This window comes from Streptomyces sp. x-80 (genome assembly GCF_046549095.1).
Lineage (GTDB): Bacteria > Actinomycetota > Actinomycetes > Streptomycetales > Streptomycetaceae > Streptomyces > Streptomyces celluloflavus.
In genome coordinates this window covers 174,773-193,697 of sequence record NZ_JAJPWM010000020.1, presented here as the reverse complement: position 1 = coordinate 193,697, position 18,925 = coordinate 174,773, and the positions used below count along the sequence as shown (strand labels likewise).

At 70.0% G+C, this 18,925-nt stretch carries 21 protein-coding genes; 6 read left to right on the top strand and 15 right to left on the bottom strand.

What is annotated here, in order from left to right; all coding sequences use genetic code 11:
- Positions 1 to 197: 197 nt before the first annotated feature.
- Positions 198 to 563 carry a MerR family transcriptional regulator gene (locus ACLJWH_RS33020; RefSeq protein ID WP_411145449.1) on the bottom strand — a complete coding sequence of 122 codons (366 nt, stop codon included), beginning with the start codon at positions 561 to 563 and terminating at the stop codon, positions 198 to 200.
- Positions 564 to 677: 114 nt separating this feature from the next.
- Here ACLJWH_RS33020 and ACLJWH_RS33015 point away from each other — a divergent pair, with 114 nt between their 5' ends.
- Positions 678 to 1,583 carry an NADP-dependent oxidoreductase gene (locus ACLJWH_RS33015; protein ID WP_411145448.1) on the top strand — a complete coding sequence of 302 codons (906 nt, stop codon included), beginning with the start codon at positions 678 to 680 and terminating at the stop codon, positions 1,581 to 1,583.
- Positions 1,584 to 1,657: 74 nt separating this feature from the next.
- Here ACLJWH_RS33015 and ACLJWH_RS33010 read toward each other — a convergent pair whose 3' ends face one another.
- The 6 genes from ACLJWH_RS33010 to ACLJWH_RS32985 form a co-directional block, all read right to left on the bottom strand.
- The gene (locus tag ACLJWH_RS33010; protein WP_411145458.1) at positions 1,658 to 2,926 is read right to left on the bottom strand and encodes an IS701 family transposase; all 1,269 of its coding nucleotides are present in this window, start codon (positions 2,924 to 2,926) and stop codon (positions 1,658 to 1,660) included.
- A 392-nt stretch (positions 2,927 to 3,318) separates the two neighbouring features.
- Complete coding sequence (locus ACLJWH_RS33005; protein WP_411145447.1) at positions 3,319 to 3,825, bottom strand: FBP domain-containing protein; 507 nt, start codon at positions 3,823 to 3,825, stop codon at positions 3,319 to 3,321.
- A 172-nt stretch (positions 3,826 to 3,997) separates the two neighbouring features.
- Positions 3,998 to 5,188, bottom strand: coding sequence for a S8 family serine peptidase (locus ACLJWH_RS33000; RefSeq protein ID WP_411145446.1), 1,191 nt, complete (start codon positions 5,186 to 5,188; stop codon positions 3,998 to 4,000).
- Between the two features lie 129 nt (positions 5,189 to 5,317).
- On the bottom strand, positions 5,318 to 6,742 hold the full coding sequence (locus tag ACLJWH_RS32995) for a hypothetical protein (protein WP_411145445.1): 1,425 nt from the start codon (positions 6,740 to 6,742) through the stop codon (positions 5,318 to 5,320).
- Positions 6,743 to 6,809: 67 nt separating this feature from the next.
- Positions 6,810 to 7,127, bottom strand: a complete 318-nt coding sequence (locus ACLJWH_RS32990) for a hypothetical protein (protein ID WP_411145444.1) — start codon at positions 7,125 to 7,127, stop codon at positions 6,810 to 6,812.
- A 589-nt stretch (positions 7,128 to 7,716) separates the two neighbouring features.
- On the bottom strand, positions 7,717 to 8,028 hold the full coding sequence (locus ACLJWH_RS32985) for an SCO4848 family membrane protein (protein WP_411145443.1): 312 nt from the start codon (positions 8,026 to 8,028) through the stop codon (positions 7,717 to 7,719).
- Positions 8,029 to 8,038: 10 nt separating this feature from the next.
- Between ACLJWH_RS32985 and ACLJWH_RS32980 the strand changes: the two genes are divergently transcribed.
- Positions 8,039 to 9,559 (top strand): D-alanyl-D-alanine carboxypeptidase family protein, encoded by a 1,521-nt coding sequence (locus ACLJWH_RS32980; protein WP_411145457.1) that lies wholly within the window; start codon positions 8,039 to 8,041, stop codon positions 9,557 to 9,559.
- A 45-nt stretch (positions 9,560 to 9,604) separates the two neighbouring features.
- On the opposite strand, the gene ACLJWH_RS32975 is transcribed toward ACLJWH_RS32980, so the two are convergent.
- From ACLJWH_RS32975 to trpS, 3 genes are all read right to left on the bottom strand, one after another.
- Positions 9,605 to 10,585, bottom strand: coding sequence for a YihY/virulence factor BrkB family protein (locus tag ACLJWH_RS32975; protein WP_411145442.1), 981 nt, complete (start codon positions 10,583 to 10,585; stop codon positions 9,605 to 9,607).
- A gap of 243 nt (positions 10,586 to 10,828) precedes the next feature.
- Complete coding sequence (locus ACLJWH_RS32970; RefSeq protein ID WP_411145441.1) at positions 10,829 to 11,410, bottom strand: 2'-5' RNA ligase family protein; 582 nt, start codon at positions 11,408 to 11,410, stop codon at positions 10,829 to 10,831.
- Positions 11,411 to 11,590: 180 nt separating this feature from the next.
- The gene (gene trpS / locus ACLJWH_RS32965; protein ID WP_411145440.1) at positions 11,591 to 12,604 is read right to left on the bottom strand and encodes a tryptophan--tRNA ligase; all 1,014 of its coding nucleotides are present in this window, start codon (positions 12,602 to 12,604) and stop codon (positions 11,591 to 11,593) included.
- Between the two features lie 413 nt (positions 12,605 to 13,017).
- Here trpS and rocD point away from each other — a divergent pair, with 413 nt between their 5' ends.
- The 3 genes from rocD (at position 13,018) to ACLJWH_RS32950 (ending at position 16,225) form a co-directional block, all read left to right on the top strand.
- On the top strand, positions 13,018 to 14,223 hold the full coding sequence (gene rocD, locus ACLJWH_RS32960) for an ornithine--oxo-acid transaminase (RefSeq protein ID WP_411145439.1): 1,206 nt from the start codon (positions 13,018 to 13,020) through the stop codon (positions 14,221 to 14,223).
- 301 nt (positions 14,224 to 14,524) lie between these two features.
- Positions 14,525 to 15,457, top strand: coding sequence for a hypothetical protein (locus tag ACLJWH_RS32955; RefSeq protein WP_411145456.1), 933 nt, complete (start codon positions 14,525 to 14,527; stop codon positions 15,455 to 15,457).
- Between the two features lie 231 nt (positions 15,458 to 15,688).
- Positions 15,689 to 16,225, top strand: coding sequence for a GNAT family N-acetyltransferase (locus ACLJWH_RS32950; protein ID WP_411145438.1), 537 nt, complete (start codon positions 15,689 to 15,691; stop codon positions 16,223 to 16,225).
- A 60-nt stretch (positions 16,226 to 16,285) separates the two neighbouring features.
- Here ACLJWH_RS32950 and ACLJWH_RS32945 read toward each other — a convergent pair whose 3' ends face one another.
- From ACLJWH_RS32945 to ACLJWH_RS32925, 5 genes are all read right to left on the bottom strand, one after another.
- Positions 16,286 to 16,492, bottom strand: coding sequence for a DUF397 domain-containing protein (locus ACLJWH_RS32945; protein WP_411145437.1), 207 nt, complete (start codon positions 16,490 to 16,492; stop codon positions 16,286 to 16,288).
- Positions 16,493 to 16,716: 224 nt separating this feature from the next.
- On the bottom strand, positions 16,717 to 16,923 hold the full coding sequence (locus ACLJWH_RS32940; RefSeq protein ID WP_411145436.1) for a DUF397 domain-containing protein: 207 nt from the start codon (positions 16,921 to 16,923) through the stop codon (positions 16,717 to 16,719).
- Positions 16,924 to 17,062: 139 nt separating this feature from the next.
- Positions 17,063 to 17,269, bottom strand: a complete 207-nt coding sequence (locus tag ACLJWH_RS32935) for a DUF397 domain-containing protein (RefSeq protein WP_411145435.1) — start codon at positions 17,267 to 17,269, stop codon at positions 17,063 to 17,065.
- Positions 17,270 to 17,533: 264 nt separating this feature from the next.
- On the bottom strand, positions 17,534 to 17,746 hold the full coding sequence (locus ACLJWH_RS32930; RefSeq protein WP_411145434.1) for a DUF397 domain-containing protein: 213 nt from the start codon (positions 17,744 to 17,746) through the stop codon (positions 17,534 to 17,536).
- Complete coding sequence (locus ACLJWH_RS32925) at positions 17,743 to 18,579, bottom strand: helix-turn-helix domain-containing protein (protein ID WP_411145433.1); 837 nt, start codon at positions 18,577 to 18,579, stop codon at positions 17,743 to 17,745. The genes ACLJWH_RS32930 and ACLJWH_RS32925 overlap by 4 nt, the downstream gene beginning before the upstream one ends.
- A 106-nt stretch (positions 18,580 to 18,685) precedes the next feature.
- Between ACLJWH_RS32925 and ACLJWH_RS32920 the strand changes: the two genes are divergently transcribed.
- Positions 18,686 to 18,922: a hypothetical protein gene (locus ACLJWH_RS32920; protein ID WP_411145432.1), complete on the top strand. Its 237-nt coding sequence runs from the start codon at positions 18,686 to 18,688 to the stop codon at positions 18,920 to 18,922.
- Positions 18,923 to 18,925 lie beyond the last annotated feature (3 nt).

Here is an 18,925-nt window from a genome sequence, read left to right as displayed (position 1 = left end):
ACGGCGCAGCCACTCCTTCGCGGGACAGGCCCGGCGAACCCGCCCCGCTTCCAGCACCACCCCACTACACTCCCCAAACCCAAGCCGTTGACCAGGAAAAACATCAAAGTCCGGCTGGAGTACTAGTGCTCCAGTCTGGTTTCGTGATCTGGCGACAGTATGGTCTGACGCGCGCACGGTCGCGAGAACAGCACCCCTCACTGCGTGTGATCGCAGTGAGGAGGAGGGTTCCGCGTGTTGGCGATCACATCGTCGAGCCGGTCACGCGCCGCGAGCAGGTCGATGATCCGCTGACTGATACGGGCGCGCTCGGTCTCCAGGTGGTCCAGGAGCCCCGGGGCCACTTTGCCGGAATCCACGCACGGCAGCACCTCACGCACGGACCGGCTCGGCAGGCCGGCGGCAAAGAGCTGCTGGATCAGCCTGACCCGACCGACGGCGGCATCGGGATACTGACGCTGGCCTCCGGCGCTGCGGTCGGACTGCAGAAGGTCTTGCTCCTCGTAGTACCGCAGGGCCCGGACGCTCACTCCAGCCTTCTCCGCCACCTCGCCGATACGCAACGGTCCTCCGTCCTTCGGGCCGCCTGCCCGACTTGCATCTGACGTTGATGTGAGGTTTTAGCGTAGCTGGCGTCGAGACTCACCGAGCCCACTGATCCAGTAAGGCAGGACGTCATGCGCGCAGCCCGCTATCACGAGTACGGCGGTATGGAGACCCTTGTGATCGAGGAAGTGCCGGAGCCGCGTCCCGGCCCCGCCGAGATCCGCATCCGGGTCTCGGCGGCCGGCGTCAATCCCGTCGACTGGAAGGTACGCAGCGGCGCCGTACGTGACGTTTTCCCCCTGGAACTGCCCGCGATCCCCGGACGCGATGCCGTCGGCGTGGTGGACGAGATCGGTGACAAGGTGCGCGGGGTGAGCATCGGAGACCGTGTTTTCGGGCTGGGCGGTGTCACAGGCGCGACAGCGGAGCTGGCCGTGCTCTCGGCCTGGGCCCCCGCACCCGCCGCATGGAGCGACGAGGAGGCCGCCGGTGCCGGCTTGGCTTCCGTGACCGCGCTGGGCGGACTGGAAGTATTCGGTTCCCTCAAGGGACGTACCCTTCTCATCGAGGGCGCCGCCGGAGGCGTGGGCAGCGCCGCGGTGGAGATTGCTGTCGCACAAGGCGCCACGGTCATCGGAACGGCCGGCGAGCACAACCACGAGTTCCTCAGCGCTCTCGGAGCAATGGCCACCACCTACGGCACCGGGCTCGCAGAACGCGTCTGCGCCCTCGCCCCGGACGGTATCGATTTCGCGCTGGACACCGCGGCCTCCGGGTCCCTGTCCGACCTCGTCGCGATCGTGGGCGATCCCACCCGTGTGTCCACCGTCGCCGACCATGCCGACGCATCTCGCCTGGGCACGCATCTGGCCAACGCGCGCAACGACTCCGCGCTTTTGGCAGCAGCCGGGGAGCTCGGCCGACAAGGCCGCTACACACCGCGTGTCGAGCGCTCCTACCCGCTCGAACAGATCGCGGAAGCCCACGCTTACTCCGAGGGTGGGCACGTGAGAGGAAAAGTCGTGGTCCGCATCTGAGCGTCTCTGGGGCGTGTTTCAGAAGTGGATCAAGGCCGTGTGGTGATTACGTTGCATGGCTAGGGGATCGTGATCTATCCAGCAGGTTCGTCGGCGGTCCGTCGTCGGTAGTGGCTGCGTCGGGCTGTTGCCTGGTGGCGTCTGCGCCAGGTGGACCAGTGCAGCAGCCTGACCGCTGACACGGCCGGCGGGTGGAAGACGGCACCGAAGAGGCGGCGGATCTCCGGCACGGTCAACGCGATGGGGCCGCTGCTGTGGGCGGGCTGGTGCAAATCGGCGGGTCGCTGCGGTGCCGCGTCGTCGGCGACGGCGGTCAGGAAGGCCAAGGCGAGCATGGCGAGCGTGATGTGCCGGTGCCAGGAGATCCAGTGCCTTACCTGGTAGTGGTCCAGGCCGACTTGTCCCTTGGCGGCCTGGAAGCACTCCTCCACGCTCCAGCGGACACCGGCGACGCGGACCAGTTCGGACAGGGCCACGCCGGTGGGTGACCAGCACATATAGAAGGCGAGTTCACCGGTGGCCCGGTTGCGTCGGACGAGCAGGTAGCGGTGACTGCCGGTGCCGATGTGGATCCAGCACCAGTCGTAGAAGCGCGGCCCCTTCGCACCGTTGCCGGCGCTGTGCCGCTGCCAGGCCGTGGCAGGCAGGCGGTCGGCGACGATGTCCGCACGGACGGCAGTGCGGCCGTGGTTGATCCTCACCCGCATCGAGCAGGCGACGGCCAGCACGTAGCCGGTGCCGCGTGCCTCAAGGGCGGCGCGGAGCCGGGGGTCCTGTCCGTAGGCTTCGTCGCCAGTTACCCACGACGCGGTGACCCCGGCGTCCAGCGCTGCGGCGATCATCTCCCCGGCCAGTTGGGGCTTGGTCGCGAACCGCACTTTCTCGGGGATCCCGGCCGCGTGACGGCGTTCGGGATCGGAGCACCAGGACTGCTCGGGCAGGTAGAGTCGGCGGTCGATCAGAGCCCGTCCCCGGCTGGTGGCCAGGGCGAGGAACACGCCGACTTGCGAGTTTTCGATGCGTCCCGCGGTGCCGGTGTACTGCCGTTGCACTCCAGCCGAGGCCCGGCCCTTCTTCAGGAAGCCGGTCTCGTCGACCACGAGGACGGCGCCGGCGGCGCCGAGGCATTCGGCGGTGTACGCGCGTACATCGTCGCGGACCGCATCGGCATCCCAGCGGGCATGGCGCAGCAGGCGCTGCATCGGCCCGGGTCGGCTGTGGCCCGCCTGTTCGGCCAGCTGCCAGCAGTTCTTCCGCTCGACACTTGACAGCAGCCCGAGCAGGTAGGCACGGGCCGCGGCTCGGGGCTCAACTCGCCCGAACCGGCCCGCGATCCGGCCCATGACCTCGTCGAACATCGCCCGCCAGCGGGCAGGGTCTACGCTATGGCCCGCGGCCACCGCACGATCTTCAGGAGTCCACACAACCCCCGATGATCACGCGGTGGCCGTACCGGTTCCCAGTCGGGTCCGCGACAAGATCGCGAAACCAGACTGGAGTACTAGCGCTCTGACTGCGGAGGTTCGCCGGGTTGAATGACGCGCTGATCGGTCAGTCTGCGCACACGGACAGGCTCAGCCATCACACCCCAGCGATCGGACGGACGTCACCGCACACCCAACCGCCCCAACCTCCAACCCGGCGAACCCTTGCGATCAGAGCACTGGCGAAAGCCCTCTGGGAAGACCGTCCACGGCGTGGAGACCGGCCCGGCGGCCGATCTCCATCGACGGCCTTACTTGTCCCCTTCCAGCACCTTGTCCAGGAAGCCGTCCAGGTTGCGCATCATCCGGGCGACCCGTTCCTCCAGCGGCAGTGTCTCCTCGTACCGCCCGGCGAGCTGGGACTTCTTCCGGCCCCGGACGTAGAGGGAACAGGCGAGATCGGCGCAGAGGTACGTCCCGACGGTGTTCCCCTGGCGCCCCGAGGGACCGGCGCGGCGCGCGGCGAGCAAGCTGACGCCGGAGCCCGGGTGTCCGGTCACACAGACCGAGCACACCGTGGTCTTGACGAAACTCCGCCGCACACCGCTCGGCACGCGCAGCGTGACACCGGTCAGACCGCCGTCGCGCGGCACGACGAGATAGCTGCGATCCGGCGCCCCCGGGTCGCGCCATCCCATGAAGTCCAGGTGCTCCCAAGGGAGTTCAGCCATTCCCACGGGCAGGTTGATCCTGCTCGCCTCACCCTTCGAGCAGTTGACGAACGACGCGCGAACCGCTTTCTCACCCACTGGTTCCATGGCTACGGAAGCTAACAGTGACAGCGGGATACCGTCGCCCGATTTTTACCGCGGTGAGCGGTGAGCGGTGAGCGGGTGAGCGGTGAGCGGAAGAGGCGTGCGGCGGGGGCGTTGGCCCGGCCGGCGGGGCGAGTGGCCTGCGCCACCGCCACCGCCCGCATCCGCCTCGGGTTCAGCTCCACTCCCCGCTGCCACCGCTCTTGCGGCGCCGGACGCTGGTCACGGCGCCGGTCACGATGGCGCCGATGGCCAGCAGGCCGATGACGCCGCCGCCGAAGAGCATCAGCTTCTTCTTGCCGCCCATCGGCGGGTCGGGGTCCGGGCCCTTGTCGGCACCGGGGACGACGGCTGTCTGCGGCGCCTTGCCCTGCGGCATCGGCAACGGTCCCTGCGCGGGCCCCGCGGGGATGTCGCGGGTCAGCGCGGGGCCGGGCTGGATGAAGCCGTAGCCGTAGTGGACATCCGGCAGCTTGAGGTGCTTGGCCTTCTGGGGCTCGGCCAGACCGGCGGTCTTCACCAGACGGTTGGCGATCTGGCCCGGGGTGAGGTGGGGAAACTTCTCCTTCAGGAGGGCGACCGCACCGGAGACGTACGCGGTGGCGGCCGAGCTGCCGTCCGCGGTGCGGTAGTCCGAATCGCTCTTGGCCATCGCGACGGGGATCTTCACGCCGGGGGCCAAGAGGTCCAAATCGGAGTTGAAGTTGTTGTCGTCGGACGCCTTGCCGTACTGATCGACCGAGCCGACGCCGATCGCACCGGGGCAGCCCACCGGATAACTCCTCTTCGACCAGCCGTCGTTGCCCACTGCGGCCACGACCACGACACCTTTTTCGATGGCGTAGTGGATGGATTCACAGGTGTCGGCCACGAAGGTTTCCCCGTAGGACATGTTGATGACATCCGCGCCGTGGTCCACCGCGTACCGCGTGGCCGCGGCCCCGTTCTTGTACTGCGGGATGGGCAGGATCTTGGCACCGGGCGCCAGCCCCTTGACTCCCTCGGAGCCGCCCGGCCCGTGACCATGGCCCGCGATGATCCCGGCCATCGCCGTACCGTGATCGCGGAGGTCCTGGCCTGGCGCGAGGTCCTTGGAACCGTCGCCCTGCGAGGTGTTCGCGAAGTTCGCACCGCGCAGGAACTGCCCCGTGAGGTCTTGATGAGTGGTACGGAAACCGCTGTCGAGCACCGCCACCGTCACCCCCTTGCCGGTGGCGGTCCGCCACACTTCCTGGGCCCCGAACGCCTCCAACGGCCACAGGTCCTTGCGCACTTGATCTGCGGCGGCGGTGCCACCCGTGGTCAGCAGCAACACACCGGTCAGCGTTGTACCGACGGCTGCGTGCAAGGTTCGGGTGGCCCTCATGCTTCGCTCCTACTCGCCGTACTGGCTGTCCGGCGGCGATGCTCAGTCCGAGGCGCGGGTCCCGCACACCGTGGTGCCGGACCCGCGCCTCACTGCCCGCCGGGCGACGGTGTCGCCTGCTTGCTCGATTTACTCGATGACGCGGGGTGCCACATTGCGCTGCGGAGTCCACGTCTCCTCTTCCTCAACGAGGTAATCGGGACGCTGTTTGCCTCCGCGCTCCTTCTCCCCCTTTCGGGTCCCTCCGACACCCTGCGTTCCGACCGTCCCTTGACCCCCCTGTGTGCCCTTGCCGCCACCGCCCGTCCCGGCCTGCGAACCGCCACGGCTGCGATGCAGGCCGGCGCCGCCCTGCTTGGCACCGCCCGCCGGACCACCCGGCCTGCCTGCCGCACCACGGGGTACACCGGACTGGGCACCGCCGCCGGGGCGTATCGCGCCGACCGCGCCACCGCGTGTCCCACCGGCCCGACCGGAGCCCATGGCGCCGCCCGGCACGCCGACGACGCCTGGTGGGACCGCGCCGTTGGGGAAGCCGCCCGTACCGCCGGTCCCGCCGGTCCCGCCGCCCGGCGGTGTGCCGCCGCCGGTGATCGTGCCCCCGCCGCCCGGCGACCGGACGGGAGTGCCCCCTGGCAGGCTGTCGAGTCCGGTGTGTACGGGCGCACCGGTCCGCTGGGTGTCAGGACCGCCGAAGCCCTCCGGTATCGCGTGGCCGCCCGCACCCTTCGCCTTCTTCGGAGTCACCGCCGCCGGGCGTGGGCGCGTACCCCCCGTCACGGGCATGTTCACGGGAGGCGGCGGTGGGGTGGACGCGGGCGGCACCGGCCAGTCGGTACCACCCGTACCGGTACCGGTTCCCTGGCGGATGCGGTCCCCATGGCCCTTGTAATTGGCCGCCAGCTCATCCATCACGATGACCGCCTCGACCTGACGCTCTTTGGTGAGGGAGAGGCTGTCCCTATTCAGCTCCAGCGCCATGCGGGCGTCCATCTTCGGGTTCGCCATATCCCGGTGGAACTGGGCGTCATCCCCGGTACTTTTCAGAGCCCTTTCCCCCAGATTCGGGTCCTTGATCGATGACATGGCCTTCTTGGCCTCGCGGAGGCTATGCGCGACCCCGACCTCCGGCCCGGCTTCCCGGCTGCCGATCAGGGCACTTTCGACGACCCTGGCGTGGCCATACGTCCGGTCGATCTTCCCGAGCACCGCGCCCGCTTCCCTGCGGAACGCCTCGGCCGCCGAGCCCTCCCAATGCGCCGTGGCATGGTCGACGGCGTCCATGAAGGACTTACGGATTCCGCCCCGACCATCCTCGCCCGCGAGCCGGTCGGCAGCGGCGCGCCAGTGATTTCCGGAGGTCTCTATCGCCTCGGGGCTGGCATTCTCGATCATCTTCCGTAGTGCATTGAGCCCGTGGTGATGGAAATCGGAGGGAGAGGTGGGAGTGGGGTTGTGCCCCTTGAACGACTTGAGCCGTTCATCCCGCTCGCCCGCCTTCCGCTGCTGCTCCATCGCCTTGGCGCTCTCGTACTCTTGCGCGGCGTCAACCACGCCGGCCCCCCTTCGTCTTCGCCCTTCGTTTCGTGCCGCCGTCGGCCCGTGGGCCGGGCGGTCGCGTTCAGCCGTGCCCGTTCATCGAGACCTTGGTGTTGTGCTCCTGGTCCTCGTACGCGCCCCGGCTGGCTTCCGTCTTCTCGCCGAATGTGCGGATCAGGTCCTGGAGCGCCTTGATGATCTCCGACATGTACTGCTGCATACCGTCATGCGCGGTGGCGAGATCGCCTGCCTCCAGGAATCCGGCCCCGAAGGCCGACTGCGGAATCGTCGTGTTGTAGGTGACCTTCTGGCTCGGATCGTCCATGTCACCTTGCAGGCGCCTGAGCCGGCGCACGACGCCGTCCAGCTCGTCCAGATCGACTTTGAACTGCTCTCCCATGAGCGCTCTCCCCCTTCGCTCGTGCCCTGCTGGTTCCCCACGGGCAGCCCGGCGAAGCGGCGCTATAAAGACAACGTAAAGGCGAGGGGGAAGGGGGAATCGGCAGCCGGAGTGGTATGCCCATAAGCCGCGAACTATTTGATTTGGGCATATTGCGGCCGCGCCGGGAAGACAGTCAGTTACCAGGTGCCCGTACCGCGCGGCAGTTATGCGCTCCCCGAATGGCCAACTCTGTGTTCCACGGAGCGACTTGGGTGAGTTGGGCGAGTTGGGCGAGTTGGGCGATCTTGGAGGGCTGAGCGCCCCCGCGCGTACGGGTGAGCCCCGGGCGTACGCGCGGGCCGGTGCGCCCGCGCCGGCCCGCGGCAGCTCCCCGTACCCCGCCCGCGCCGGTACGCGATACCGATGCGCGATACCGGTGTGAGATACCGGTGTGAGATACAGCACCCGGCCCGGCCCCGGGCGGCCCTGCCAGGCCGGCTCCCGCCGTCGGGCCGAGGGCTCGCCCGGTGTGCGCAGGGCGAGCGGTGCGCGGGGTCGATCCCCGCCCGGCGAGCGGGAATCGGAGGTCGTTCCCCGGGGCAGTGCCTCAGGAAGCGGAGGACGAAGAGGAAGAAGAGGCGGAGGTGGCGGGGGCGGTCCCGTCGGGTGTGCCGCTCGCCGGGCCGCGGCGCAGTGCGCGTACGCCGCGCAACCCGATCACGCCGATCGCCGTCCCCAAGAGAAAGGACGTCACCGCGAGCAGCAGATGAACCCAGAAGTAGGCGGTCGGGGCACCGGCGTCGTCGAAGGCGAGACCGCTGCCGTCCTTACAGAGGTTTTTGACGAAAGTGATCCAGATGAACCAGCTCCAGACCCCGAAGGCGAGCAGGAACCAGGACACGGGGCGAGAGAGCTTCATGAGTTCCAGTATGGGCAGCGGCTCCATCCGGCGGGCGGCAGGGGCACTCTTCCGTGGGGTGGTGTCTGGATGCCGCCCGGAGCGGGGTACGTTCACCGACGTGCCGACGACCTACTCCGCCTCCACGGCCTCATCCGCTTCCACGGCCGCCACGGCCGCGCTCCCTTCCGGAGCCGCGCTCCCCGCCGGGGCGGCGTCCGCCTCGGCCACGCCCGGCGGCGCCGGGAGACCGGCACGTACCGGCGGGTCCGCGCGTACCGGCAAGGCGGCGCGTACCGGCAGGCCGGTGCGTACGGGCAGGTCGGTGCGGACCGCCACCGCGGTCGCCGCCGCCGCGCTGCTCGCGCCCCCGCTGCTGGCCGGCCCCGCGTACGCCGCACCGGCGGACGGCAAGAACCCGCCCAAGGCCCCCGCGCCGCCCGCCAAGATGTCGCAGATCGGCGGCGACCGGATGGGCGTGGCCGGCGTCCAGGTGCAGCCGAAGGCCGGGGCGCCGGAGCTGCCCGGCCCGACGGAGCTCACGGGCCGCTCGTGGATCATCTCCGACGCCGAGTCCGGCAAGGTGCTCGCGGCGAAGAATCCGCACTGGCAGCTCGCACCGGCCAGCACGCTCAAGATGCTGTTCGCCGACACGGTGATGCCGAAGTTCCCCAAGGACCAGAAGTACAAGGTCAAGCCCGCCGACCTGGCCGACATGGGGGACGGCAGCAGCCTCGTCGGGATAAAGGAGAACCTGACCTACACGGTCCACGATCTGTGGCTCGGCGTGTTCCTGCGCTCCGGCAACGACGCGGTGCACACCCTCGCGGCGATGAACGGTGGTGTCGACGCGACCGTCGCGCAGATGCGGCAGCGCGCCAAGGAGCTGAACGCCACCGACACCCATGTCGTCACCCCGGACGGCTATGACGCGCCCGGCCAGGTCTCCAGCGCGTACGACCTGAGCCTGTTCGCCCGCGCCGGGCTCCAGAACGCCGACTTCCGCGAGTACTGCTCGACGGCGACCGCGCAGTTCCCCGGGGAGGAGGCCAAGGACGGCAAGCGGAAGACGTTCGGCATCCAGAACACCAACCGGCTGCTGGTCGGCGACCGGGACATCAAGCCGTACCCGGGCATCGCGGGCGTCAAGAACGGCTCCACGACCAACGCGGGATCGACCTTCACCGGGGTCGCCCAGCGCGGTGACCGCAAACTCCTCGTCACGGTCATGAACCCGGAGAAGAAGGAGCACAACGAGGCGTACCGGGAGGCCGCCAAACTCCTCGACTGGGGCTTCGCGGCGGCCGACAAGGTCGAGCCGGTCGGCCGGCTCGTCGGGCCCCGGAGCGAGGAGGACGCGGCCGGCGGCGACGCGAAGAACGGCCAGAAGAACACTCAGGCGGCGCTGGAATCCGGTGACGGCTCGGGCGGCGCCTGGACCGCACTGGGGATCACCGGTGGCGCGCTGGTGGTGCTGGGCGCCGTGGCGCTCGGCGTGCACCGCCGCTGGCCGCTGCCGGAGCTGGTACGCGGCCGCCGCACCCGGAAGTGACCGGACGGGGGCGGCGCTGACGGCGGACGGTGGCGGGGACGGCTCTCACGCAGCCGGGCGGGACGGCCCGGCCGTCGGCCCCGCGTGACCGCCCCCGCTCCCCGCCGCCCCCGAACCCTCCGCCGGTCCCGCTTCCCCCGCCGGCCCCGTCTCCTCCGCTGTCCCGTTCACCGCGTCGTCCCGTCCCTGGGTGGCCGTCCACGCCGCGCAGAACACCAGCAGCTTCGCGGTGAAGTTGATCCACAGCAGCAGCGCGACCGGGGTGCCGAAGGCGCCGTACATACTTCTGGCGGCGACGCCCCTGAGATAGCCGCTGAGCAGCAGTTTCAGCAGTTCGAAGCCGACCGCGCCGAAGAGGCCCGCGAGGACGACGGCGCGCCGGGGCGGGCGGACGCCGGGCAGCTTGGTCAGGATGTAGAGGAGCAGCAGGAAGTCCGCGAGGACCGCGATACAGAATCCGGCCACCGTGAGCAGAATGCTGCCGATGCCGCCCTGCTTCAGGCCCATGGCCTGGACGGCCCTGCCGACGGCCGCCGACGCGAAGGCCGAGCAGGCGAGCGAGAGCAGCGCCACGCCGCCCAGGCCGAGCAGCAGCCCGCCGTCCCGGAGCTTGCCGACGAAGAAGTTGGTGCCGTCGTCGTCCTTCTCCCACACCGCGCGCAGGCAGTCGCGCAGCGACTCGACCCAGCCGATGCCGATGAACAGCAGCACGGCACCGGCGATCAGGCCGACGGTGCCGGCGTTCTCGATCAGGCCGGCGAGGTCGAGCTGTTCGGCGATGCCGGGGACCTGGTCGGCGAGCTTGTGCTCCAGGTCGTGCAGCTGCTGGTCGCTGAGCACCGAGGCGCCGATCGCGACGGCGACGGTGAGCAGCGGGAAGACCGCGATGAAGCTGGTGAAGGTGATCGCGGCGGCCAGTCTGGTCCAGTGCACCCGCAGCATGCGCTCGTACGCGCGCCAGAGGTGTGTGGTCATCAGCCAGGTCACGGCCGGCCCGATCACCGGCAGTCTGCTCAGCCAGTCCATGGCGCTCCCCTCTCGGCCCCGCGCACCGCCGACGGGCCCGTGCCCGTACGGCGGGTGCCCCGGGTGATGCGGAACACTAGCGTCCGGATGCCGGGAAAGCCGGATGCCGGGAAAGCTGGTCACCGGGAAAGCCGGTTGCCCGGAACCTCCGACGGCCGGCCGACAGGGATGCGCCGACGCGATCCCGCCGACCGACGCGATCCCGCCGACAAGCGCGACCCCGCCGACAGGAACAGGTCCTGGCTAACAGGAAGCGGCCGGCGGCCGGGAGAGGTCGGCCTGGCGCGGTACGGCGGCCGACTGCGGGCCGAAGGGGTACTCCCGCTCCAGCCGCCACACCGCGTCCGCGCCCTGTTCGTAGAGCGCGAAGGCGTCGATCGTCCAGGTGGCGGAGAAGTCCGCCAGCTCCGCGTGGGCGCGGTCCATCGCCTCTTCCGCGATGCCGTGCGCCACGGTCACATGCGGGTGGTACGGGAACTGGAGCTCCCGGGCGCACGGCCCGGAGGCGGCGCGGATCCGGGCCTGGAGCGCCGCGCAGCCCGCCTCGCCCTCGGCGACCCGTACGAAGACCACCGGCGACAGCGGCCGGAAGGTGCCGGTGCCCGCCAGCTGGAGCGGGAAGGGCCGGAAGGAGGCCGCGACCTCGGCGAGATGCCGCTCGACGCCGGGCAGCGCCTCGGTGTGCACCTCCGTCGGCGGGAGCAGGGTGATATGCGTGGGGATGCCGTGTGCGGCCGGATCGCCGAAGCTCGCGCGCCTCCGCTGGAGGAAACTGCCGTAAGGCTCCGGTACGGCGATCGAAACGCCCAGCGTTACGGTCCCCATTGCGTTCTCCCTCCTGATGCTTCCGTGCCGCCGCCCGGCCGCGCACGGCGGTACAGCGGTGGTGCGCCACGCTCTGTTCGCGCTCTGTTCCGGGCCCGTCGCACCGCCCTCAGTGTGACGGGTGGCGCCCCTCGCGAGGGGCGCCCCGGTCCCGTCACGGGCGGCCCCGCGGGCCGTCCCTCAGTGCTTGGCCGGCAGCAGTCCGAGCCGGTCGTACGTGGCGGCCAGGGTCTCGGCCGCCACCGCGCGGGCCTTCTCGGCGCCCTTGGCCAGGATCGAGTCGAGCGTCTCGGGGTCGTCGAGGTACTCCTGCGTACGGTCCCGGAACGGTGTGACGAACTCGACCATCGCCGCCGCGAGGTCGGTCTTGAGCGCTCCGTACCCCTTGCCCTCGTAGGACCGCTCCAGCTCGGGGACGTCCGTGCCGGTGAGCGTGGAGAGGATCGTCAGGAGGTTGCTGACGCCCGGCTTCGCCTCGCGGTCGAAGCGGATCACGGTGTCGGTGTCGGTGACCGCGCTCTTGATCTTCTTCGCGGTGGCCTTGGGGTCGTCGAGGAGGTCGATGATCCCCTTGGGCGAGGACGCCGACTTGCTCATCTTCACCGACGGGTCCTGAAGATCGAAGATCTTCGCCGTCTCCTTGACGATGTACGGGCTCGGGACCGTGAAGGTGTCGCCGAAGCGGGTGTTGAAGCGCTCCGCGAGATCGCGGGTCAGCTCCAGGTGCTGGCGCTGGTCCTCGCCGACCGGGACCTGATTGGCCTGATAGAGCAGGATGTCGGCGACCATCAGCACCGGGTAGGTGAACAGGCCGACCGTCGTGCGGTCCGCGCCCTGCTTCGCCGACTTGTCCTTGAACTGGGTCATCCGGGACGCCTCACCGAAGCCGGTGACGCAGTTCATGACCCAGCCGAGCTGCGCGTGCTCGGGCACATGGCTCTGCACGAAGAGGGTGCAGCGCTCCGGGTCCAGACCGGCGGCCAGCAACTGGGCGACGGCGATCCGGGTGTTCTGCCGCAGCTCCGCGGGGTCCTGCGGAACGGTGATCGCGTGCAGGTCCACCACCATGTAGAAGGCGTCGTGGGACTCCTGCAAGGCCACCCACTGGCGCACCGCGCCGAGGTAGTTGCCGAGGTGGAAGGAGCCGGCGGTGGGCTGGATACCGGAGAGCACACGCGGACGATCGAGAGCCATGGCACCGATTGTCTCAGGTCGCCGAACGGTCCCCGGCGTGCGGTGCGCGTCGGGGCCGGAAGACCACCTCCCGATGGCCGGACCTCCGACGACTCGCCGTACGGCACATCCGCCATCGGGAGGTTTCCTCACAAACCACCCGCGCGACAATAGAACGTGACACGAGATACGTGCCGCCGGATACGCGACACGGGATACGCGACACCGGACACGCGACAGCCAGACACATGACCCGAGATACGTGACACGAGATACGTGACACGAGATGCGGCGGGCGGGACGGGAGACGGGGCCGGGTGAGCGCCCGCACCCCGCACCCGTATCCCACGCGGCATCCCGTCCCCCTCCCCACCACCCGTACCCCCTCCCCCACCTCCCGCATACCCCGTACGGCCTACCGAACGGAGCCACCGGTGACGTCCACGGAGCGCGGCATCGCCGCCGCCGAAGCCCACAGCGCGCACAACTACCACCCGCTCCCCGTCGTCGTGGCCACCGCCGAGGGCGCCTGGATGACGGATGTGGCGGGACGGCGCTATCTGGATCTGCTCGCCGGCTACTCCGCGCTCAACTTCGGGCACGGCAACCGCCGGTTGCTGGACGCCGCCAGGGCCCAGCTGGAGCGCGTCACGCTGACCTCGCGCGCCTTCCATCACGACCGGTTCGGCGACTTCTGCACGCGCCTCGCCGAGCTGTGCGGGATGGAGCTCGTACTGCCGATGAACACCGGCGCCGAGGCGGTGGAGACGGCCATCAAGACGGCCCGCAAGTGGGGCTACCAGGTCAAGGGGGTCCCGGACGGCCGGGCGAAGATCATCGTCGCGGACGACAACTTCCACGGCCGGACCACCACCATCGTCTCCTTCTCCACGGACGCCGAGGCCCGCGCGGACTTCGGGCCCTACACCCCCGGCTTCGAGAGCGTCCCCTACGGCGATCTCGCCGCGCTGGCGGCGGCCGTGGACGAGCACACGGTGGCGGTGCTGCTGGAGCCGATCCAGGGCGAGGCCGGGGTGCTGGTGCCGCCGGCGGGCTATCTGCCGGGCGTACGGAAGCTGACCCGGGACCGGGACGTGCTGTTCATCGCCGACGAGATCCAGTCGGGCCTCGGCCGCACCGGCCGGACCTTCGCCTGCGAGCACGAGGACGTGGTCCCCGATGTGTACGTCCTGGGCAAGGCGCTGGGCGGCGGGGTGGTACCGGTGTCGGCGGTGGTCTCCTCCCGCGAGGTGCTGGGCGTCTTCGCGCCGGGCGAACACGGTTCGACGTTCGGCGGGAACCCGCTCGCCTGCGCGGTGGCCCTGGAGGTCATCGCGATGCTGCGGACCGGTGAATTCCAGCAGCGGGCAACGGAGTTGGGCGCCCATCTGCACCGCGAGCTGGGCCCGCTGGCGGGCGGCGGCGCGGTGGACGCGGTGCGCGGGCGGGGGCTGTGGGCGGGCATGGACATCAACCCGTCACGCGGCAGCGGGCGGGCCGTCTCCGAACGGTTGCTGGCACGCGGTGTGCTGGTCAAGGACACGCACGGCGCCACGATCCGGATCGCCCCGCCGCTGATGATCAGCAAGGCGGACCTGGACTGGGGCCTCGACCAACTGCGGCACGTGCTGGGGATTTAGGGACGTACGAGGTACGGGGTGGCGTACGGAGCGGGGTGTACGGCGCGGGGCGCACGGGCAGGCGGTGCACGGCGCGGGGTGCGCAGGCAGGCGGTGTAAGTACGGCCGGGGTACACGGGCAGACGGTGCACGCGCGCGGGGTACACGGGCAGGCGGTGCACGGCCCGGACCGCGCCATCACCCCGGACCGCGTCATCCCCCGTGCCACGCCGTCCCCCCGTGCCACGCCGTCCCCTCGTGCCACGTCATCCCCCGCACCGCACCACCGGACAGCGCCTACAGTCGGTCCGTGATCCTAGGGATGCTCTGCGCGCTCGGTTCGGCGCTGTGCTTCGGCACGGCCTCCGTCCTCCAGGCGGTGGCGGCACGCGCCACCGCCCCCGGCAGCGGATCCGGCGTCGACGCCCGGCTCCTGCTGCGGGTGCTCACCCAGTGGCGGTATCTGCTCGGGCTGGCGATGGACGGGTTCGGCTTCCTGCTGGAGCTGGTCGCGCTGCGGTCGCTGCCGATCTACGCGGTCGGGGCGGCGCTGGCGGCCAGCCTCGCCGTGACGGCGGTGGTCGCGGCGCGCGTCCTGCGCGTCCGGCTGAGCCGCGTCGAGTGGCTGGCGGTGGCGGTGGTGTGCGGCGGGCTGGCGATGCTGGGGCTTGCCTCCGGGGCGGAGGGGCACCGTACGGGCTCGTCCGCACTGCGCGTCGGGGTGCTGGTCTTCGCGCTCGCCGTACCGGCCGCCGGCGCACTGGCCGGCCGGCTCCCGGACCGCGCCCGCGCCGCGGCACTGGGCCTCGGGGCGGGCCTCGGCTTCGGCGTGGTGGAGGTCGCCGTCCGCCTCATCGACAACCTCTCGCTGCCCACGCTGCTCACCAACCCCGCCACCTACGCCCTGCTCATCGGCGGCGGCGCGGCCTTCCTCCTGCTGACCTCCGCCCTCCAGCGCGGTTCGGTGACGGCCGCCACGGCGGGCATGGTGATCGGCGAAACCGTCGGCCCCGCGCTGATCGGCGTCGCCTGGCTCGGCGACCGCACCCGCGAGGGCCTGGCGCCACTGGCGATCTCCGGCTTCGCCCTCGCGGTGGTCGGCGCGCTCGTCCTGGCCCGGTTCGGGGAGGCCCCCACCGACGGGACGGCCACCGATACGGCCTCCGATACGGCCTCCGACGGACCCGCCGCCGAGCCGGAAGGCACGGGCAAACGGGAGGGGACGGGGAGGCGGGAGGGAACGGGAAAACGGTGACCGAGCGGCATGGGCCAAGAGGGGAACAGCCGGGTACGGGAACAGTCAGGGGCGGGAACGGCCAGGGCGGGAAAGTACCTGGAGTACGGCGATGTCCGCCCCTACGCTGCCCCTACACCGGCCGCAATCCGGACGAGCCGCCCGCTTTCCCCCGCCTGCCCACTCCTGACTCACCCCGTACCGCCTGATCACCGCTTCCCCATCCGCCGCGTCAACCAAAGGATTCAGACCATGACTGAGCGTCCGCCGGCGATCGAGACCCTGCCCGACGGCACGACGCTGCGCCACCCGGTCCCGTCGGACCATCCGCGCCTCCAGCTGGCCCTCGCGGACTGGTGGGGTGGCCAGGGCGGCGCGGTGGGTGCCGCCCAACGGCGGCTGCTGGTACCGCGCCTGTTCCTCCAGCACTTCGCCGACACCAGCTACGTCGTCGAGCGCGCCGACCGGACCTTGCAGGCGTTCCTCATCGGCTTCCTGTCCCAGACGGACCCGGAGACCGCGTACATCCACTTCGTCGGGGTGTGCCCGGAGGGACAGCGGAACGGCCTGGGCAGCGCCCTCTACCGTCGCTTCTTCGACGCCGTCGGCACCCTCGGCCGGACCCGGATCCGCTGCATCACCAGCCCGGGAAACCTCGACTCCATCGCGTACCACACCCGTATGGGCTTCCGGATGGAACCGGGCGACCGCCTCGACCAGGGCGTACCGGTACACCTGGACTACGACGGACCGGGCCTGGACCGGGTCTCCTTCATCCGGGAGCTCTGAACCGGCCACCGCCCGGGAGCCGCGCCCCGTCCGCCGACAGGCCGGATGGACGAGCAGCGGCTACGCGGACAGCCCGCCCGCCTTCACACTGCCGACAAACTCCGACCAGGCGGCCGGAGCGATCGTGAGCACGGGGCCCTGCGGGTCCTTCGAGTCACGGACGGGGACGATGCCACGCGAGGCGGCGAGGTTGGCGGCGATTTCGATGCACTGGCCGCCGTTGTTGCTGTAGGAGGACTTGAACCAGCGGGGGAATTCGGTCGTCACGAGGTGCCCCTTTCGCAGCTGCTCGGCCACGGCCACGGATGTCGCCTGGGAGAGCGCTTCGGCTTGCGACTGATGGTAGGCAGTCAACAGGGGTACTACGGAAGTCCTTTGCCGGTCTTCGGCAGTACGGCGCAGGGTCCCGAACGACAGCACCCCGCCACCCTTGCGGGCAACGGGGCCTGGGTGCCACCCCTCCGCCGGGAAGCCGGAGGGACTGGCAACGGCTACGCGGACAGCCCGCCCGCCTTCACGCTGCCGACAAACTCCGACCAGGCGGCCGGGGCGATCGTGAGCACGGGGCCCTGCGGGTCCTTCGAGTCACGGACGGGGACGATGCCGCGCGAGGCGGCGAGGTTGGCAGCGATCTCGACGCAGTTGCCGCCGTTGCTGCTGTAGGAGGACTTGAACCAGCGCGGGGAATCGGTCTTCACGAGGTGCCTCATTCCCAACTGTTCGGACACGGTCACAGATGCCGCCCGGAAGAACGCTCGAACGACAGCATCCCGCCACTCTCACGAGCAACGGGGCCTGGGCGCCTCTCGGCCAGGAAGCCGGAGGGACAAACGGCGGTTACGCGGACAGCTCGTCCGTCTTCACGCACTCCACGAAGGAGGCGAACGCGTCGGCGGAGAAGTCCAGAACCGGACCGCCCGGGTTCTTGCTGTCACGGACGGGGACGGTGCCGCGTGAGGCGGCAAGGTTGGCGGCGATCTCGACGCAGGCGCCGCCGTTGTCGCTGTAGGAAGACTTGAACCAACGAGGGGATTCGGTCTTCACGAGGTGCCCCTTTCCCAACTGCTCGGACACGACCACGGATGCCGTCTGGGAGTGTGCTTCGGCTTGCAACCGATGGTAGGCGGTCGACAAGGGCACTACGGAGGCGGTTTCCGGGCGATCGGCAGTGCGGGGAGTACGAACAGCGGCGGCAGAGCGTCCACAGCAGGGTGCCCAGAACCTCGAACGACAGCGCCCCGCCACCCTTGCGGGCAACGGGGCCTGGGTGCCACCCCTCCGCCGGGAAGCCGGAGGGACGAGCAGCGGCTACGCGGACAGCTCGTCCGCCTTCACGCACTCCACGAAGGAGGCGAACGCGTCGGCGGAGAAGTCCAGAACCGGACCGCCCGGGTTCTTGCTGTCACGGACGGGGACGATGCCACACGAGGCGGCAAGGTTGGCGGCGACCTCGACGCACTGGCCGCCGTTGCCGCTGTAGGAAGACTTGAACCAACGAGGGGATTCGGTCGTGGTCGTCACAGGGTGCCCTTTCGTACCTGATTGATCATGTCCACGGATGCCGCCTGAGAGAGCGCTTCGGCTTGCAGCTGATGGTATGCCGTGAGTATCGGAACTACCGACGTACTCTCCCGCTCAAGGAACCCCCGCTGGGCGGACTCGGCGTACGACATGAGCGACCGATCCGGCATCGTGAGCACGGTGATCGGCAGGTTGAACGGGCGACGGGTCCCCATGGTGAACTCCGCGACTTGAAGCACGGTGTTCGGCAGTTCGGCGAACTCGACCAGCCGTCTCAACTGTGCACCCATGACGTCTGGTTCACCGATGGGTCGACGGATACAGCTTTCGTCCAGCACCGCAAAGATCAATGGTGGACGCGCCCGGGTGAGCGCGGCTTGCCGCTCCGCAGCGAGCATCACCCGCTCGTTTGCCTGCTCGGGCGTGATCGCTCCGCGCTTGACGCCACTCTCCTCGATAAGTGCCGCGTACTCCGGCGTCTGGAGCAAACCAGGGATCACGCCCACTTCGTACAGCCGGATCTCGACCGCACGGCCCTCGTACCCCACGTACTCGGGAAAGCCCTCCAACAGGCTGCCGTGCCGAATCTCGCGCCACTCGCGTTCGAACGTGTCAGCGGTGTCACTCATGCCGAAGGCAAGATCAGCACTGCGCGAAAAGCGGAGAGTCGGCACCTTCCGACCAGTTTCCACCGCTGAGATATGCGTGCTCGAATAGCCCATCCGAGCCGCCAAGTCCTCCTGCTTCCAGCCGTGTTCTTCGCGTGATCTGCGTAAACGCGCCCCGAACGCCGCCTCCGGGCTGCTCTCAGGGTTCAACTCCTTGCGGTTCAAGGCGTGATGACCTGCCTTTCCTTCGCAACCGACACGTTGAATGGTTCCTGACTCTAGGCCACGCTGAGCGCATCCGGTAGCGGAACCGCTACGGAGAGGAGTGGCCGTGCCTGAAGGGAACGCCCGCGCCGCGCACACCGTCTGGCGCCTGCCGCACCGGGTGCCGACCGAGTTCGCGGAGCCGACACGGCCCCTCCCCCTCCGGACGGAGCACGCGTTGCGCCGGATGCTCGTGACCCCGGCGGTCGTCATCGACCCGACGGGGCGCCCGCCGCCCGGCCCGGACGTGCGGCAGCCGCCGCGCGATACGGCGTCGGCAGTGACCGGGCGGTCCACCGTATGACGG

Bases quoted from the DNA above. Each gene is read 5' to 3' on its own strand.
- ACLJWH_RS32980 (WP_411145457.1), top strand. From the start codon at position 8,039: ATGGGCAGCGGCTCCATCCGGCGGGCGGCAGGGGCACTCTTCCGTGGG.
- ACLJWH_RS32985 (WP_411145443.1), bottom strand. From the start codon at position 8,028: ATGAAGCTCTCTCGCCCCGTGTCCTGGTTCCTGCTCGCCTTCGGGGTC.
- ACLJWH_RS32950 (WP_411145438.1), top strand. From the start codon at position 15,689: ATGACTGAGCGTCCGCCGGCGATCGAGACCCTGCCCGACGGCACGACG.
- ACLJWH_RS32990 (WP_411145444.1), bottom strand. From the start codon at position 7,127: ATGGGAGAGCAGTTCAAAGTCGATCTGGACGAGCTGGACGGCGTCGTG.
- ACLJWH_RS33000 (WP_411145446.1), bottom strand. From the start codon at position 5,188: ATGAGGGCCACCCGAACCTTGCACGCAGCCGTCGGTACAACGCTGACC.
- ACLJWH_RS33005 (WP_411145447.1), bottom strand. From the start codon at position 3,825: ATGGAACCAGTGGGTGAGAAAGCGGTTCGCGCGTCGTTCGTCAACTGC.
- ACLJWH_RS33015 (WP_411145448.1), top strand. From the start codon at position 678: ATGCGCGCAGCCCGCTATCACGAGTACGGCGGTATGGAGACCCTTGTG.
- ACLJWH_RS32955 (WP_411145456.1), top strand. From the start codon at position 14,525: ATGCTCTGCGCGCTCGGTTCGGCGCTGTGCTTCGGCACGGCCTCCGTC.
- ACLJWH_RS32970 (WP_411145441.1), bottom strand. From the start codon at position 11,410: ATGGGGACCGTAACGCTGGGCGTTTCGATCGCCGTACCGGAGCCTTAC.
- ACLJWH_RS33010 (WP_411145458.1), bottom strand. From the start codon at position 2,926: ATGGGCCGGATCGCGGGCCGGTTCGGGCGAGTTGAGCCCCGAGCCGCG.
- trpS (WP_411145440.1), bottom strand. From the start codon at position 12,604: ATGGCTCTCGATCGTCCGCGTGTGCTCTCCGGTATCCAGCCCACCGCC.
- ACLJWH_RS32975 (WP_411145442.1), bottom strand. From the start codon at position 10,585: ATGGACTGGCTGAGCAGACTGCCGGTGATCGGGCCGGCCGTGACCTGG.